The 17,004-nt window shown below is 44.4% G+C and carries 14 protein-coding genes; 6 read left to right on the top strand and 8 right to left on the bottom strand.

Annotated elements, in window-relative coordinates; all coding sequences use genetic code 11:
• The first annotated feature begins 21 nt into the window (after positions 1-21).
• Positions 22-873, top strand: a complete 852-nt coding sequence (locus JOE49_RS13440) for a DegV family protein (protein ID WP_209941512.1) — start codon at positions 22-24, stop codon at positions 871-873.
• A 157-nt stretch (positions 874-1,030) separates the two neighbouring features.
• Entirely contained in the window at positions 1,031-2,656 is a 1,626-nt protein-coding gene (locus tag JOE49_RS13435) for an S-layer homology domain-containing protein (RefSeq protein ID WP_209941510.1), read from the top strand.
• A gap of 68 nt (positions 2,657-2,724) precedes the next feature.
• Here JOE49_RS13435 and JOE49_RS13430 read toward each other — a convergent pair whose 3' ends face one another.
• Entirely contained in the window at positions 2,725-4,314 is a 1,590-nt protein-coding gene (locus JOE49_RS13430) for an amidohydrolase (RefSeq protein ID WP_160790214.1), read from the bottom strand.
• 45 nt (positions 4,315-4,359) lie between these two features.
• Entirely contained in the window at positions 4,360-5,058 is a 699-nt protein-coding gene (locus JOE49_RS13425; RefSeq protein WP_209941508.1) for a 4'-phosphopantetheinyl transferase family protein, read from the bottom strand.
• A 227-nt stretch (positions 5,059-5,285) separates the two neighbouring features.
• On the opposite strand from JOE49_RS13425, the gene JOE49_RS13420 reads away from it, so the two are divergent.
• A complete protein-coding gene (locus JOE49_RS13420) occupies positions 5,286-6,752 on the top strand; it encodes an RICIN domain-containing protein (protein WP_075153981.1) in 1,467 nt (488 codons plus the stop codon).
• A gap of 108 nt (positions 6,753-6,860) precedes the next feature.
• Here JOE49_RS13420 and JOE49_RS13415 read toward each other — a convergent pair whose 3' ends face one another.
• Together JOE49_RS13415 and JOE49_RS13410 are read right to left on the bottom strand one after the other, a co-directional pair.
• Positions 6,861-7,376, bottom strand: coding sequence for an acyl-CoA thioesterase (locus JOE49_RS13415; protein WP_013309488.1), 516 nt, complete (start codon positions 7,374-7,376; stop codon positions 6,861-6,863).
• Between the two features lie 100 nt (positions 7,377-7,476).
• A complete protein-coding gene (locus tag JOE49_RS13410) occupies positions 7,477-8,025 on the bottom strand; it encodes a helix-turn-helix domain-containing protein (protein ID WP_209941506.1) in 549 nt (182 codons plus the stop codon).
• A 413-nt stretch (positions 8,026-8,438) separates the two neighbouring features.
• Between JOE49_RS13410 and JOE49_RS13405 the strand changes: the two genes are divergently transcribed.
• Entirely contained in the window at positions 8,439-9,677 is a 1,239-nt protein-coding gene (locus JOE49_RS13405) for an MFS transporter (RefSeq protein ID WP_075153979.1), read from the top strand.
• A 73-nt stretch (positions 9,678-9,750) separates the two neighbouring features.
• Here the strand turns inward: JOE49_RS13405 and JOE49_RS13400 are convergent, their stop codons facing one another.
• The gene (locus JOE49_RS13400) at positions 9,751-9,924 is read right to left on the bottom strand and encodes a YbaK/EbsC family protein (RefSeq protein ID WP_155766935.1); all 174 of its coding nucleotides are present in this window, start codon (positions 9,922-9,924) and stop codon (positions 9,751-9,753) included.
• A 154-nt stretch (positions 9,925-10,078) separates the two neighbouring features.
• On the opposite strand from JOE49_RS13400, the gene JOE49_RS13395 reads away from it, so the two are divergent.
• Positions 10,079-10,804: an AzlC family ABC transporter permease gene (locus JOE49_RS13395; protein WP_023987840.1), complete on the top strand. Its 726-nt coding sequence runs from the start codon at positions 10,079-10,081 to the stop codon at positions 10,802-10,804.
• Positions 10,801-11,124: an AzlD domain-containing protein gene (locus tag JOE49_RS13390; protein WP_209941504.1), complete on the top strand. Its 324-nt coding sequence runs from the start codon at positions 10,801-10,803 to the stop codon at positions 11,122-11,124. Before JOE49_RS13395 ends, JOE49_RS13390 begins: the two co-directional genes overlap by 4 nt.
• A gap of 44 nt (positions 11,125-11,168) precedes the next feature.
• On the opposite strand, the gene JOE49_RS13385 is transcribed toward JOE49_RS13390, so the two are convergent.
• From JOE49_RS13385 to JOE49_RS13375, 3 genes are all read right to left on the bottom strand, one after another.
• A complete protein-coding gene (locus tag JOE49_RS13385; protein ID WP_348635854.1) occupies positions 11,169-12,902 on the bottom strand; it encodes an ABC transporter ATP-binding protein in 1,734 nt (577 codons plus the stop codon).
• A gap of 154 nt (positions 12,903-13,056) precedes the next feature.
• Positions 13,057-16,158, bottom strand: coding sequence for a lantibiotic dehydratase (locus tag JOE49_RS13380; RefSeq protein WP_348635899.1), 3,102 nt, complete (start codon positions 16,156-16,158; stop codon positions 13,057-13,059).
• A 127-nt stretch (positions 16,159-16,285) separates the two neighbouring features.
• Positions 16,286-16,963 (bottom strand): winged helix-turn-helix domain-containing protein, encoded by a 678-nt coding sequence (locus tag JOE49_RS13375; RefSeq protein WP_023987836.1) that lies wholly within the window; start codon positions 16,961-16,963, stop codon positions 16,286-16,288.
• Between the last annotated feature and the right edge of the window lie 41 nt (positions 16,964-17,004).

Here is a 17,004-nt window from a genome sequence, read left to right as displayed (position 1 = left end):
CACACAGAGAGGATTCAATGTATGAACAAAATTAAAATTTTTGCCGACAGTACCAGTGATATTCCTGCTCACTGGCGTCAACAGTACGAGATTAGTATTGTGCCATTGTATACAGTATTTGGTGATGAAGCATTGCAGGATGGTGTGAACATTCACCCAGAACAATTATTTCAACATGTAAGCCGCGAGGGACATTTACCGCGTACCGCCGCACCTTCTCCGTCGGATTTTATTCAAGCCTTTGCGCCCTACATAGAACAAGGGGACGACATTTTATATATCAGTCTGTCTTCCGAGCTATCATCGACGTACCAGAATGCGCTACTCGCTGCCTCCGAATTTCCGGAAGGTCGCATTACGGTTTTTGATTCCTTGAATTTGTCGTGCGGCTTTGGCCTGCTTGTGATGAAAGCTGCTCGTGCGGCAACCAACGGCAATACGATAGAGCAGATTGTAGACATGTTGACAAAAACCAGGCCGTTAATAGACACGGAATTTGTCATTGATACACTTGAATACCTGTATAAAGGCGGAAGATGCTCAGGCATGCAAAACCTGATTGGCAGTCTGCTCAAAATTCGTCCGGTGATCAAAGTGATTGACGGAAAAATGACGCCTGCCTACAAAGTCCGCGGCAAACGTGAAAAAGCACTGGATCAGATGCTGCAAAACGCTCTGAATCAACGAGATCAGATGGATAACGATATCATTATTGTCGTGCACGCTTTGGCAGAGGAAGATGCGCTGATGCTGCAAGCTCGTTTGAAAGAAGAAACGAACGCACAAGAGGTACTGCTAACGACAGCAGGCTGTGTCATTTCCAGTCATTGTGGTCCACAGACTATCGGTATTATGTATGCCAAAAAAGCATAGTTTATCCAATATCAAACCCGTTGCCGCATAGGTAGCGGGTTTTTTGGTGTTTTTCCAGCAATTTAGCAATGAATAACTTTCCTCTTTTTGATAGTATTATTCGTCGAGTAACGATATATGAATCTACAATCTATCATAAAAAAGAAGGTTATTTGGTATGAGTTCCAAACGATCACGTTGGTTAACCAGGCTCACCCTTTCAGCAACTGCAGCCATCACAATATTCACAACATTCACTTCATATTTAGCTGCTCCAGCAGCAGCATCCGGTGCTACGTTCCAAGATATTGCACACAGCTATGCCTATCAGTCTATTATTTCCCTGCACGCTAAAGGAATTTTGAACGGTACACAACCTGGTTACTTCTCTCCTAAAAAGGCTGTTACCAGAGCCGAATGGGTTACCGCACTGGACCGTACACTCGGTCTGGAGCCTGTACAAGCGGCCGTTTCTTCCTACCGAGATGTTGCCAAAAAGACGTGGTACTATGGATGGATTGAAGCAGCTTCTCAACTCAATATCGTTCAGGGGGGAACGTCTGCGACATTTCAACCTAATAGTCCTATAACCCGTCAAGAAGCGGCCTTGATGATCGCACGTCTCATCCGCTCTTCGGGCGGATCAGGAAATGCTACTTCCTCCTTCACAGACACTGGGGAAATTGCAGATTGGGCTCTTGATGCGGTAACCACCGTAAATCGTTACGGCTTTATGAAAGGTGAAAGTAACTATTTTCATCCAGCATCCTCTCTAACCCGCGAAGAAACAGCGGCATTGCTGGAGCGTCTGCTAACGTATTCAACAAAGCATGCTAACCAAACTGCTTCCACCGCTTCTTCCATCCGACTAGGCTGGCAATATGATCAAACCGTTCAGCAGTTTGAAAATACGGTGCTCCAATCCAACATCAACACCCTGTCACCACGTTGGTTTTTTCTAAATGAAACAGGTATTATTAGCGATTATACCAATTCGTCGCTGCTTGCCTGGTCCAAACAGCATCATAAAAATATCTGGGCGATGGTAGGCAACCGTTCCAACCTGGCACTGACGCATCAAATTCTGTCCAGTGAGGCTCTACGAAATACAACCATAACTCAGCTTGCTAATGCCGTATCTGTGTACAGTTTGAACGGACTTGTCATTGATTTTGAAAATGTAGATGGTCAGGATCGCGCCAATTTAACATTGTTCGTCCAACAATTAAAAGCTAAGTTGAAGAGTCAGAATACGGTACTGGCGTTTTGTGTATCCCCTGATTACGGAACGGACTGGACTGCCGCGTTTGATTATAAACAGCTTGGCGCTGCGGCAGACTATCTGATCCTGATGGGATATGACGAGCATTGGGGAGGTAGCTCGATCCCCGGCTCTGTGTCCTCACTGCCATGGCTCCGTGAAAGCGTGCGGCGTTTTGTACAAACCACCTATCCGGAGAAAGCGATCTTGGCGTTACCATTATTTACACGGAACTGGACGCTTAACGCTAGCGGGCAATCAATCGCTTCCTCTGATATTTCATTAGATCAGCAAAACCAGCTAGTATCTCGTTACGGCTCCAAACCAATCTGGAATGATGATATTCAGCAGTATACCGTGTCTTACAAAGACACGCAGCTTCATAAGCTGTGGCTCGAGGAAGGACGATCCTTCACTCGTAAGTATCGCTTGGGACAGGATGCTGGGCTTGCTGGCTTCGCCTACTGGTATCCGGGCGGAGCAAGCTCTGATCTGTGGTCCAGTGTAAAAAACGCAGACCGATTTATACAGCGTGGTTTATAAAATACAAAGCCTTCAACCTCACGTGAAAAGTGAAGTTGAAGGCTTTTGGCATACAACTTATCACCAGCCTATGACCGATATGCTACTTTCCCGTTTACAACTGTCATTCGTACCTTAACATCAAGTAAAGCTTGCGGGCTTTCCGATACATCACGGTCAATGACTGTAAAGTCAGCCGCTTTCCCTTCAGCTATCGCCCCTCTCTCATCAGCTTCCCCGGCTGCTACTGCGCTTCCCGTGGTAAACAGACGAATGGCTTCATGTACATCCAGCTTTTCAGCGGGAAGATAGCCCTCATGCATTTCTTCCGGCTTGGCGCGAGTCACTGCCGCATGAATACCAAGAAAAGGGTTTAACGGCTCAATCGGCGCGTCACTACCTCCAGCACATGGAATGCCTGCTTCCAGCAGTTTTTTCCAGGCATATAAATATTCAGTCCGTTCTTTCCCAACCCGATCCAGTACCCAAGGGAAGTCACTTGCGACAAAACGGGGCTGGATGTCCGCAATCAGCGGCAGCTTCGCCATTCTCTTGACCAAATCCCTCCTAAGCACCTGTCCATGGATCAGGCGATCTGGCAAACCGCTTTCCTCCCTGAGCACATGGGCCTCCATCGCTGTCAAAATCATGTGCGCTGCCCCATCCCCTATAGCATGTACAGCCACTGGAAAGCCTGCGGCCCTGGCAGCTGCCACCATCTGATTCAACTCTGGCTGCGGTTGAATCGCCATTCCGCGGGTATGTGGAGCATCACTATAAGGTTCTGACAATAATGCCGTTCTTCCACCAATAGCGCCATCGGCAAACATTTTAATCGCACCGATTTTAAACCACTCATTTCCGGTACCTGCACGCAGCCCTTGCACTTTCGCTTCTTCCATAAATGGATGATAGATGAGCTGGTGTGTGCGAAAAGCAAGACCTTCTTCCCTCAGCTCCCTGTAAATTCGCTGCATCGTCTCCACGCTGCCCAAAAAACGTAAATCTTCCGTGTGCGCAGCAGTCAGACCAAGCCGTAGCGCATCCAGGCAAGCCCGCCGAATCGTATCCTTCTTAACCGAATAATTTGGCTCTGGCTGCACGCTAGTAAAGGCAAAGGATGCTTCCTCATAAATCAATCCGTTCAACCGTCCATCTGCGTCTCGTCCATAGGCTCCCGAAGCCGGGTCAGGGGTGTCCTCGCTAATACCCGCACGCCGAAATGCCTCTGAATTGGCCAAGAACGTATGAAAGCACGTACGAGTGAGATATACCGGATGCTGATCTGTAATGGCATCCAGCTCGGCTATACCTGGAATTTCAACAGGAATAAACGCATTTTCATTCCAGTTAAGTCCTAAAATCCACTCTCCCGGCGGTGTTACAGCGACCCGTTTGCGCAGCATAGCCAGCATCTCTTCCTTGGAGGTAGCTGATGTTAAATCCAGCATAGCCAGCTTCATACCATGCATAGACAAATGCATATGTGAATCGGTTAAGCCTGGCAGTACATAGGCGTCTTCCCAATCCACAGTTTCATATTCCTTACCGGTCAACTGCAATTCAAGCTCCCGAGCATATCCGATGGCTTGTATCCGACCCTGCTGTACAACGATGGAGTCTCCTTTGGAAGCCCAGTCCCCATGCAACCGGCCGTGCTTGAACAAAACGAATGTCAACGCCACTCATCTCCTTTTTTCAACTATACGCATATCCACTTCATATTACGCCTGTGTTGCCACTTCCAAGCGTAGTGTATTTATATCTATCTGCTGCACCTGCTGGGCAAATTGGTTATGAGCTGCACAGACAGCCATTTTATAATCCTGATCCAACTCATACTGCTTGAAATGACAATACTCGGTGGTAAAGCCCTCTGTCGTGAAGCCTATGAACGGTTGTGCCTTCAGCTCGAATGAAAAAGACTTCAACGGTAGAGTTAGTCCCTGCCCCTCGGCCTTCACAAAGCTTTCTTTAAGCGTCCATAGATCGTAAAAATAGGACAATCGGTTGTCTGCGTCCTGACGCATTAACGCATCATACTCTGTGTCTGAAAAGCACACTCTGCCTACCTCAAAATCAATAGGACGGAGCTGTTCAATGTCGATTCCAAGCGGGTAATCATCAATGGCGCATACCACCCATTTTCCCGAGTGAGAAACATTAAAATGGAATGCGGGTGCATTTATCAAGGAAGGCTTACCGAATGCATTGTATGTAAATTGAAGACTGGCATTAGATACCTTCAATTGCCGGCAGGCCAACCATCTTAGCAGCACATCGGCATATAAGCCTCTCAAAGCATCTTCCCGATGTAAAAAACGATCTAACTTGTGCTGCTTTTCCAGCGAAACCCGATTTACTAGTAATTCGTAATGCTCCTCAGCTTCCGGCTTGCTCGTATCAATCGCGTATATTTTCATGGTTGCCTCCTGTATATCTAATGAATATCAGCCAGTTTGTAACACTCACCGTTCGATTGAAGTCTGTTAGATATGGATGGCGTGTGCCGTGTACATGGTCAATATACTACTCTAGCACTTTCAATTCAATATGGATACAATTGGGATAAGCATCTCTATTAAAACTACTTCATAGAGCCCATTAATGAAAGCGCTTTAAAATAACGCATACAGAGGAGGACGAAACAATGAAATATGATTTTGCCCGCTTGCTGTGTATTATGCTCTCTATTTTGCTGACGCTGAGCATTTTTCAGATGTTTTCACCTAAGGTCGCTTCAGCCGCTTCAGCGAATGTTGTGAATGGCATTCAGTTTAAAGATACAGATGGAAACGTGGTCCATGCCCATGGGGGTGGTATGATTAAAGTAGATGGTTACTATTATTGGTTTGGTGAAAATCGTAATCCCAACGGCACATTCAAGGCGGTATCCGCCTACCGTTCCTCTGATTTAAAAAACTGGGAGTTTCGTAAAAACGTACTGACCAGCAGCTCCGCTGTAGAGCTGAATGTTTCGAATATTGAACGTCCGAAAGTGATTTACAATGAAAAAACACGTAAATACGTATTATGGATGCATAAGGAGAATGGGGTTAATTACAACGAGGCCCGAGTGGCTGTCGCTTCTTCCGATACCGTGGACGGCGATTACACGTATCAGGGCAGCTTCCGTCCTCTGGATCACGATTCGCGCGATATGACCGTATACAACGATAACGGTACAGCTTACCTCATTTCGGCTACCCGGGTAAACGCGGATCTGAACATCTATCGTCTGACACCGGATTTTCTGCAAGTTGAATCGCTGGTGACTACACTTTGGCCAGGACAATATCGTGAAGCTCCGGCGATGTTCAAAAAAGGAGACGTCTACTTCCTGATTACATCCGGGGCAACCGGTTGGAATCCCAATCAAGCCAAGTATGCTACCGCATCCAGCATTGAAGGAACCTGGAGTAATACGATAAACTTCGGGGACGGTACGACATATGGTTCACAGTCGGCTTACGTGATTCCTGTTGAAGGTGCCCAGACAACTTCATACCTGTATTTGGGCGACCGTTGGGCGGGTGCGTGGAGCGGTCCTGTGCAGGATTCTCAATATGTATGGCTGCCACTGCGTTTTCCAACAGCGACTTCATTAGCCATGGATTGGTTCGACAGCATTAATATTGACACCGCCAGTGGTGTGGTCGAGGGGATAACAACGCCAATTGCCATTGATCCGGATGCCTATTATCAGCTAGTGAATCGCAAGAGCAATAAGCCACTAAGCATTATTGGCAATGCAACGACGGACGGCGCAGACCTGGAGCAGCGTGCAAATTCCGGAGCTGCAAACCAGCAATGGCAGCTCAAGGATGCAGGCAGCGGATATTATAAAATTGTGAACCGCAACAGCGGAAAGCTAATTGGTGTTGAAAGCGGTACCACAACAGACGGTACAGTTATTGAGCAGTGGAGTGACGGAGGCTGGTCCAGTCAGCATTGGCAATTAGTATCCGTAACCGGTGGTTATTACAAGCTGAAAAATCGGGCAACCGGCAAGCTGATCGATATTTCTGAAGGCGCCACCGCCGATGGAGCCAAAGCCATTCAATGGGGCGATAATGGTGGGACGAATCAGCATTTCCGTGTAGTTAAAGTAGAATAGCTCAAGTTATTTTCAAAAGGAGCCGTATTCCGAGCAGACATGGTGACTGCTAACGGAAAAGACGGCTCCTTTTTACGTAAAACGATGAAATTGATAATCTCTAGTACGTTACAATTCCCACGGATAATCTGTTGTCAAAAAACTAGCCAACTGTTTGCTTTCTTCCCTCCGCTGACGCCGTATGGCTGCGCGTGATGGAGCCGTCTGGTGCAATTGTAACTGCTCTTCTGTTTCTGGAATCACCTGCGGGACAGTCACCTTACGGTTGTTCTCGTCCAATGCCACAAAGGTCAGAAAGGCGGTGGCTGCGATTTTTCGGTCACCAGTCATCAGTCCTTCACGAATTACCTTTACGAACACCTCCATCGAGCTACGGCCTGTCCAGGTTACGAACGCTTCTAGAGTGACAGAATCACTCGGATGGATAGGTAGCAAAAAATCCACCGAATCCGTAGAGGCTGTAACTGTGTTCGTACGACACAGCTTAGCAGCTGCAATAGATGCGATATCGTCGATATACGACATTAATCGGCCGCCGAAGAGCGTGTTATGATTGTTGATATCGTTGGGAAATACTCGGGACGTCTTGAAGCAGTAGGTTTCTCGGATGTACTTGCTTTCCATGGATTCTTTCCTCTCTTTTCCTCGTTGCTCTCTTTTTATATCTCAGGATTTTGCAAAATCATGATGTGGAAGCCTGTTTTAGACTATGCTAATCATCCCACTAATCCGCATAATAAATCAATACATAAAAATCGGCATCCTCATCCGAATCATTCCGGTAGGTATGTATGTCAGATACTTGAAATTGCACGGCATCCCCTGCACTCAGCTTGAGCTGTTGCCCCTGCATTTCAAAGTACATTTCCCCACGGATCATGAGAATCGTTTCCTCTCCCAAATGCTTCTCTGCCTGGTGTGTAAAGCCTGGCTTCAGACTTACCGTGAACACCTCAAACTTCTTTTCAGCGTGATACGGGAATACAGGGTAAACAAAATAGTTACCGTCCTCATCAATAACCGGATGCAGGTCTTCCCTCCGAATCTTCGTGATTTGCGGCGGTTCTTCTTTAAGAAAGGTGGAGAAGGATACGTGCAGACCGTTCGCAATTTTCCAAAGGGTTGTTACCGTAGGATTGGATTTCCCCTTCTCAATCTGAGCCAGCATCCCCTTGCTGACCCCTGTCAGTTCAGCCACCTTATCCAAACTTAATCCTCTAGTCTTCCTGATTTGAGCCAAATTAGAGCCAATAATATGCTGCATTGAATCCACGGACGTTGCCTCCTTGTATCCAAAAGTCTATATAAGAAGAATACACAAAAGACTGTGTGTTCGCTATATATAGACTGTATCGTAAAATATCATTTATCTTTTGCAATTTTGGATGCATGACTTATTATCCACAGTAAATTAATTGTAGCCGATCAAGGTAATACAAAGCTTAAACGGGAAGTAGACATGCTACAATTTACTGTAATTGTAATATGGTCAGGTTCCTCGCTTACTTCAACATGCAATAAAAACATTTGACATTGAATATAAATGTCCTTAAACTTTTCACTTATTAAAACTTTTTTCAAAACTATTGTAATATCCTGAAGGAGGGCTGCTATCCTATGACTTTTCCGTCCCTGAACACCCAACAGGTGAGAAAATCAAGTTTGGCTATCTAGGAGGGACTAAATTTGAATCTGCAAACCCGCAAGTCCCGCCACATGTATACGATGCAGCTGGCGACAATTTTTATTGGCTTTATTGTATTTGGCATCTCGGAAAATATTAAAGGCCCTGCCATTCCACGCATCCAATTCGACTTCAATCTGGATGAACAGCAGCTCGGAACATTGTTGTCTCTAAACGCACTTGGTTATTTGATTGCCTGCTCGTTCACCGCTGTCCTTGTCCGTAAGTGGGGAATCAAGGCGGTCAGCATCATTTCCTTTGCTTCCATGATCATCTCGGGAGTGTTCATCTATCTGTCGCACACGTATCCGTTCTTCGCCTCGTCCTACTTCTTGATGTATATCGGGAACGGCATGCTGGAGATTGCGCTCGCAATTTTGGGGGCGAGGATTTTTGTGAAAAATACCGGCACGATGATGAATTTGTCCCACTTTTTCTATGGGCTCAGCTCAACAGTCGCCCCTTTGCTGGCGACGGGAGTCATGTCACTGACGGTATTTGGACATATGCTGGACTGGCGGGGGATGTATCTGGCTATGTTGTCGCTCTGCTTGCTGCCGATTGTGGCCGCACTGCTCAGCACCTTCCCGGGAGACGATTTGCAGCATGAGGATCGAACCTCACTCAAGACGCTAACCCGCGATCCAGCACTCTGGATGATGGTAATGATCCTGTCGTTTGGAGTAGTCTCTGAGCTCGCAGTTGGGGGCTGGCTGGTCAACTTTTTAGAGAAAGCGTATTCATGGAACACGGTGAAGGCGTCCAGCATGCTCTCAGCGTTCTTTCTTACCTTCTCGTTGGGGCGCCTGTTGCTTGGTCCACTCACAGACCGGATGGGGTTCGTGCTTTCGACGATTCTATTCTCCGCCTTCTCAGCGATATGTACGTTCGCAGCAATCGCGGGTGGAGAGAGACTGGCGTTTCTCTTTGCCGTATCGGGTGCAGGTATTGCAATGATCTATCCGACCGTGATGGCGTTCATAGCAAGGAGATATCCGAAGGACAGTGATACAGCTATTACGTTCGTCGTCACGCTGATGGGCATAGGTAGTGTCATTGGCAACTATGTGATCGGCTGGGTAATCGAAGGGGTCAAGATAGTCTACGGCGCAACCACTGAGCTTGGCATACTGCGCGGACTTCAGGCGGGATATGGAGTTATCGGTCTATGCGCAGCCATCTGCGCGATCTCGGGAATTATTCTCTACGGATATCTGAAAAAGCGGCAGGAGCTTATATAAATCACCACCTTAGGGTTGTCCCATAAGTCATGAACTGACTGGGACGCCCTTTTTTTACGAGTTCCCCATTCAGTCAAAACAGCCCTTGTATGAACACATCCGAGCTGCTTTGATTCATCATCAGTTCTTGCCCGTTTGCCATTTCGAAGAGCTCATCGGGAGTACATTTGAACACCGCTTTTGGATGACTGGCTGCTGCCAAATCGTCTGGAACCGGAACACGACCGAACCTTTTTGGTAAATACATAGCCTTCATTGGGTTGTCAACAGTAAAACAGCTTTTTAAGAGCAATTCTCCTGTAGGAACTATTCAACATAACATACAAACGTATAATATATTGATACTTTACAACTTACGTTATATACTATTATAAAATTTATACACTGGGGGTAAGGTTAAAATGTCCATAGCTTCGGAGTTGAGCGGAACGAAGCACGATTCACTCAGCTTTTTACAAGGGGTTAAAGATTGTATTCCTACATTGCTCGGTTATGTATGTATTGGGTTCGCGGCAGGCATTGTGGGCGCTTCATCAGGGGTTAGCACCATGGAAATTGCCTTCATGTCGGCGCTTGTATACGCAGGAGCCTCCCAGTTTATCATGTGCTCGATGCTGGCTGCAGCCAGTCCTCCATCCGTCATTATTTTAACGACTTTCATTGTGAATGCTCGTCATCTGCTGTTAAGTGCGTCGCTGGCTCCTTACTTTTCTAAATATTCATTGTGGAAAAACATAGGCATCGGTGTTCTTTTGACGGACGAATCCTTTGGAGTAGCGTCGGATAAATTGGCTAAAGGCGGGCAGGTCAGTGACCGCTGGATGAACGGGCTTAATATTACAGCTTATCTCGCCTGGATTGCATCCTGTGTAGCGGGAGGGGTTCTCGGGAACTGGATTTCCCGGCCGGAGGCTTTTGGTCTGGACTTTGCCTTGCCAGCGATGTTTCTTGCCCTGCTCATTTCCCAGCTCCAAAGTGTCCAGACCTCCAAACTCAAGCATCGTCTGCTGCTTGTGCTATGTATGGCTGTTCTGATGTACCTTTTGGCCTGGTGGGTGCCATCACATATCGCCGTCATTATAGCGACCATGATCACCGCAACGATTGGAGTGTTAACCGACAAATGAACATTAATCCCAATGTCCTGTATATCATTATCGGTGCCATGATTGTCACGGCGATTCCAAGGATCATTCCCTTTGTCGTGCTGCAAAGGCTGGCGCTACCCAAGCCAGTGCTACAATGGCTTTCCTATATTCCCATCTGCATATTCACGGCCCTCGTGATGGAAAATCTGCTCGTTCAAACCGAAACCTCAGTCACTCTTAATGGGCAAGTGCTTATGGCTGTTCTTCCTACGCTAGTGACCGCCTTGTGGAGCAAAAACCTGCTAGCTACCGTCGTTGTCGGTATTGTGAGTATGGCTGTAATTCGACTTTTGTGGTGAAGAAAAAAATTACCCTCCTACAATAGGAGGGCATCTGTCCTTTCTTAGGCTCCACCTGTCGTCCTTACTAACGAGGGCGACAGATCTCCTTCCTCAAAACCACGTTCTCGTTGTGAAAGATACGAGGAGGCTTGCAGCCTAAACATTTCTGCATACACTCCGTCTATATCCATTAAGTGTTCATGGCTACCTGCTTCCACAATTTTGCCCTCCTCCATTAAAATAATGGTATCCGCCATACGTGCGGAGGACAATCTGTGTGAAATAAACACTCCAATTTTCTCATGAATAAGCTGATCAAACTTTTGAAAAACCTCTTTCTCCGCGTGTGGATCCAAAAAAGAGCTCGGTTCATCCAAGACATATATATCGGCATTTCTCATAAAGGCCCTGGCTATTGCAATACGCTGCCACTGTCCTCCAGATAGCTGCTGTCCATCTTCAAACCATTTTCCAAGCAAGGTATTCATTTTATCAGGCAGGCCGACTATCAAATCTGTAATCCCCGCCTTATCTATAGCTGTCCAAATGGCCTCATCATTTTCTCTGGAAGCCACATTACCAAAGCCAATATTATCTCTAACAGCCATCTCATAATGGACAAAATCCTGAAAAACAACGCCTATCTTTTCTCTAAAACTGTCTTTATCCAATTCATGTATTGAGTGTCCATTAATTAAGATTTCTCCTTCAAAATCGGAATACAAATGAGTCAGTAACTTCACAATCGTTGATTTACCCGATCCATTTCTCCCTACAATGGCCAGCTTCTCTCCTTGATGAAGCTTGAAGCTAACATTAGAAATGGCATTCTCCTCCGTGTTCGGATATCTAAATGATACATTCCGAAATTCAATACTGTGAATAGTGGACAAAGGCAATTGCTGAACCGTTTTTTGTATTTTTGCCTCTTCCGGCATATCCAAAAAGTCAAATAGCTGCTTGATATACAAATTATTTTGACACAAGCTTAAAATCCCTTGTACAATGCTCTGCGATGTTGACTGGGTTAACGTGATACCCTGAATTAAGCTCACCAAGTTCCCCACTAAAATTTGACCAACATAAGTGGCTTGTATGGCCATGAAAATAATAAATGCACACGCACCCTGATTTACAATCTGAAATACAAGAGAGGTATAGGATCTACGAACCGCTAGCACTTTATCCTCGCGATAAAACCCTTCGAGTATCGTTTTATATCTTTTTCGCAAATAGTCTCCCAGTTGAAATATTTTCACTTCTTTAAAACTATTATCTCTTGTCACTAAAAACGACAAATACCAGGATTCACGTTGTCTTCCTGCTCTTTGAAAGTGAACATTAAATTCTCTTTGCCCGATACGTAAAAAAGAATAGAATGATAAGCATGGAATGAGAAAAATGAATAAGAATGCCCACCATCTCCATGCGATGAGAATAGCACCCGTCGAAAATAAGGTTACAACACTACTAATAATGGCAAGGATTTGAGTAAATATTTCAAACGGCCTAAAATCTGCCTCTCCCTGAGCACGTTGGAGCATATTTTGCACATCTGCATCCTCAAACGACTGCAAAGACATCTTTTGTGCTTTTTCAATAATTCTGATATTTACCTGGTTCGATAGCCGGCTTTGAAACATTTTACGAAAAAAGCTTTCGCCAATATTGATCAGATCGTACAGCAAATTGACACCGATCAAGACGCCAAAAGCTATAAAAACAGGTTGAAAGCTGCCCCCTGACGCTCCGGCCACGACACTGTTGATTAATTCTCTCGTGGTTAAAAGGATCACAGCAGGAATTGCACCCTTCAATAAATTCGTAATGAGTATAGCAATCAAAAAGGAAGGATGTGTGTCCCAAAGCAGTCTGAATATACGAGGCCAAAATAGAAAGGTACGAAATATATTTTTATAGGACAAAGAGATCAGGTCATTGGTTTGTCCATTAGACTGTGACATAGCTTACCCCTTTCCTATGCAACAGGTTAGCTACTGTATGCTTAGCTAAAGCCATACATTTTATTTCTCGCTCCCTATTTACACCAAGCAGACGATTCAAATGCATATGAATGATACTGCCCAAAATATCATCAGGATGATTGGTAAGCTCGTGATTATTTTTAGCCAGGTTTATCGCTTGAGCATACTGCTGAATCATAGTCTGTCTTTTTTCTACAAGTGCTAAGAAAGCAACCTGTGTGGCCGTATCTGCTTGTCCAATCCATTCATAATTCGCTTCTACAGCGCTAATCAATGTTTTTTTGACATCCCTGAACGCCTTCATATGAGGCTTGCAATCAATTCTCTCTTCCAGCCATTTCACTTGCTCCTGAATCGTTAAGTTAAAACCACTCAGATAATGAATAATGTTAATCACTGCCGCTATCTCTATGTCCAGATCGAAAGCATTAGAGCGAATTCCCTTCATATAGGCGATGACCCATTGACTATCCACGTCAAAAACCTGTTCTGCCAGCTCCATAAGTGTCTGTCCTCCATACCTCTCCAATTCAGGATGGTATGTATCTATGACCATATTCGTTATTAGCCCCTCTTCACGTAACTCGGCTGCCCACTGATTTAACTGCGCCAAACCAGCTGTCCATAGCTTATCGGGCTCTCCCTGAAAACGTAAACGGATATGATGTTCAGGATCAACGTATCGCAAAAAGTAAAATTTTTGACTCCAATCCTTAAACCCCGGCTGTTTTAAGAGATGCCCTAGGCTTAAGCCTACCAGGTCAGTCTCTCTTTCCTTGACTCCGTACAATTTAAGGTATAGCCACTCGCCTCCTGGAAGTATTCCTCTATGAATGCTGGAAGGAGTATGAGCAATGAACTTTTGCGAATCAACATGGTTTTGTAAACTAGGGATACTCGGTTTCACCTTTATTTTCTTCTTCTTTAGTGGAAACACAAATTCTCCCATATATCTTCCTGCCGGCCCCTGTAATGGGGTATGGAAGGGATTACCCAAACACTCGGTAAGAAGAAGTTCCTGTCCTTCACGTGTCTTGCTCACCTCATGTAGCAATTCTTTGATATGGAAGAGGTTGCATAGGTCTAATAAAAGGCGATTATCCCCCATCGTTAGGTAAACATAGCGCGGTACATTCCATTGTTGTCTCCACACCTGGAAAAGTTCTTCTCCTTCTTTGGACTCGCATGATTCTGAAATATTCAATGAAGCTTTGCTCAGTTTCCACTGCGCAGCACTAATAACGATCTTTTTATATACTAGTCTTGGCAAAAAAGGGGACTGCTCTAATGGCCCCCAGTCAAAATAAGACCACGTACCAATCTCTTTATTAGTAATATCCGTTAGAAATCTGAATATATGTGGTGAAAGCTTGTAATTCAGCATGTGTGTTTGCAAGGGAATTATTTCCTTACCCAAACGTCTGGACTTGACATAAAAACGATCATGAGTAGCACCCACCATTAAATCATCAATACAGAGCGTATGGTCCTCATCTTTAGAAGACGTGGTTCCCGATACAATCTCATATTCCATTAAATTTTTGCTTAATGAGATATTTGATATTTTCCCCTGTTCCGGCATAAAAACCATCTCTGACAATAAGGCATCGGGATGAAAGCATCGGTGATGATCATATATTTCAGATAATTTTTGTACAAACTCCTCACTAAACATATCCAGAAAACGTCCAAAGGTTTTACCCGCTCTATTCGAGCCAGCACTGGCTCCAAGTAAAAGCGAATAGTCTCCAGAATCAACTTTTTCAGGAGAATCAGCAAATATACTGTAATAGATCTCCATTGATTCTGGGGAAGTGCCGTAGTTATCAGAAATCATCAGTTGCTCCAACTGTTCATCTGTAAGGACGAGTTCTATTTCATGATTAGAAATGGCATTCGAAACCCATTGAAAGAGAACAGCGTTGCGTTTAAATGCCTCCATGCCCATTGATTTTTTTTCATTTGAACGATACATTTCCGGTATACCCAGACCCCAATCCTCATCAAAAAGTTCATGAATAGGAACCTCCTGATACACACCGTACTTTTCCAAGAAACGATTCAAATATTCAGCCAATTCATCCGTTTTGGGGGATGCATACAATTTGCACATGACTTCAGCCCCTAATGAAACCTCATCAAGCACATGTTTCGGCAGCGTTACTTCTTTATCCAATTTAACATCAACTTGTACAGGTGTTTTTACAGAAATGATATCCAGCATTTTGTCACATAATTTCCGGTAGACCTTCTCTCCTTCTCCAATCGTGCATTGATTATATTGAAGTAATAAAGCATCAATTTCGTGTAAAATGTGAATCCAAGGATCAGAAATGTCCAGTTTTTTAATTTTTTCGAATATGTAATGGAAGGGTGAATGATCCATTAACGGAGGTCTAAGCTCGCTCAAAATAAACTCTTGCTCTACTAGTTGCTGCAAATAATCAGCTATGATTTCCAAAGTAGCGTCAGGGAATGCCTTTAATAGTATTTCTTTGAGTTCCATCACTCGAATTGGATGTTCAGCAGCTTCAAACGTCATTCGAACAACGTCAGTAAACCGAATGGAATTAAAAATTTCTGCTGAATCATCAGCTTCTGCTGCTCCATGCTTAGGTCGGAATGGTAGTTTGGCTCGATTTCCTTTGATCATAACCGTTTTGTTTAGGAAAACCTTTAGTTGATTAAATATGGCCGGATCAGCTTCTATTTTTTGAATCAGTTTATATATCCATTCCATGTCGGGTCTGGCTCTCTTCAGATGCTTAGGATAGCTACCAATATCCAGATCGGTGGTCTTCCCGCAAATCCCCTGCCCCACTCCTGAAAATAACCCAAATGGAGTCGTTCGGGTAGTCATCCGAATAAAATAACGATAAAAGCTGTTCAGCGTCTTCTCATACTTCTGTAGCTCTCCTTTATCATCCAAAGCATGACCATCATTCAAGTAATGTAAAAACTGCATTAGGGACGGAGAGGCTAATGCTATGGCTTCTTGAACAACAGCTTCTTGGGATATCAACTTTAATCGACGAGTTATTTCCTCCAACGTAAGCTGGCTGTCCACATCTTGATCCGAAAACACCTGAAAATATCGGTCTAGCGATAGTAATGGAGCTCTGATTAGAAAAAAATCACATGCACTAAACCATCTTTCATCCCGATCTCTCACTTCATTATGTAGTTTATGCGCATCAGTGTAATGCAGTTGTCTCTTCACAACTGACCACCTCCAAGTTTTTAGGAAATATATTCAACTTGTAACCGATTCCATGACATGTTACCAGAATTTTTGGATGACTTGGATCATCTTCTATTTTCTCTCTCAATTTTCGGATGTGCACATACACCGTATTAGACGTAGTAAAAGCATCCACTCCCCAGACTCTGTCTATAATGTGATCAATCGTAGAAGCACACTCTTTTGCAGTTAGAAGATACATTAATAATCGGAATTCCATCATAGTCAGCATATGCTCATGCCCTTGCTTCCAAATAACCTTTCCAGCAGGATCAAAAATGACATTAGGTGATAAACTAATAGCCTGCTGTTCTCTTTCCATTTCATATGCAGATGAAGCCATTGAAAACAGTTGTTTGAGGAGATCCAATTGCCGTTGGTCATCACTATGATAGGAAAGAAAGATAAATGGAACTGTAAATTTTTCTTTAATGCTGTGCCAGTAAGACAAGTCCTCTAGCGTTATATGATCCTGATTCAAAGCTACACCGATACACTGTTCATCAATCTCCGGTAGAGCCTGGTAAAGCGAATCATAAAACATGATTCGAATGTTTTCTGGAGTGCTTAAAGTCTCAAAAAAATGCTTAATCTTCCTAAAAGATGATATAACCATAAATTTTTGTTTCATCTAATCCCTCCAAAACCAATGCTTCAGATAAGCAATAAGGT

This window comes from Paenibacillus sp. PvR133 (assembly GCF_017833155.1).
Lineage (GTDB): Bacteria > Bacillota > Bacilli > Paenibacillales > Paenibacillaceae > Paenibacillus > Paenibacillus polymyxa_B.
This window is presented reverse-complemented; position numbering and strand designations above follow the sequence as displayed.

Coding starts and splice junctions, on each gene's coding strand:
- JOE49_RS13440 (WP_209941512.1), top strand. CDS start 22: ATGAACAAAATTAAAATTTTTGCCGACAGTACCAGTGATATTCCTGCT.
- JOE49_RS13435 (WP_209941510.1), top strand. CDS start 1,031: ATGAGTTCCAAACGATCACGTTGGTTAACCAGGCTCACCCTTTCAGCA.
- JOE49_RS13425 (WP_209941508.1), bottom strand. CDS start 5,058: ATGAAAATATACGCGATTGATACGAGCAAGCCGGAAGCTGAGGAGCAT.
- JOE49_RS13420 (WP_075153981.1), top strand. CDS start 5,286: ATGAAATATGATTTTGCCCGCTTGCTGTGTATTATGCTCTCTATTTTG.
- JOE49_RS13415 (WP_013309488.1), bottom strand. CDS start 7,376: ATGGAAAGCAAGTACATCCGAGAAACCTACTGCTTCAAGACGTCCCGA.
- JOE49_RS13400 (WP_155766935.1), bottom strand. CDS start 9,924: ATGTATTTACCAAAAAGGTTCGGTCGTGTTCCGGTTCCAGACGATTTG.
- JOE49_RS13395 (WP_023987840.1), top strand. CDS start 10,079: ATGTCCATAGCTTCGGAGTTGAGCGGAACGAAGCACGATTCACTCAGC.
- JOE49_RS13390 (WP_209941504.1), top strand. CDS start 10,801: ATGAACATTAATCCCAATGTCCTGTATATCATTATCGGTGCCATGATT.
- JOE49_RS13375 (WP_023987836.1), bottom strand. CDS start 16,963: ATGAAACAAAAATTTATGGTTATATCATCTTTTAGGAAGATTAAGCAT.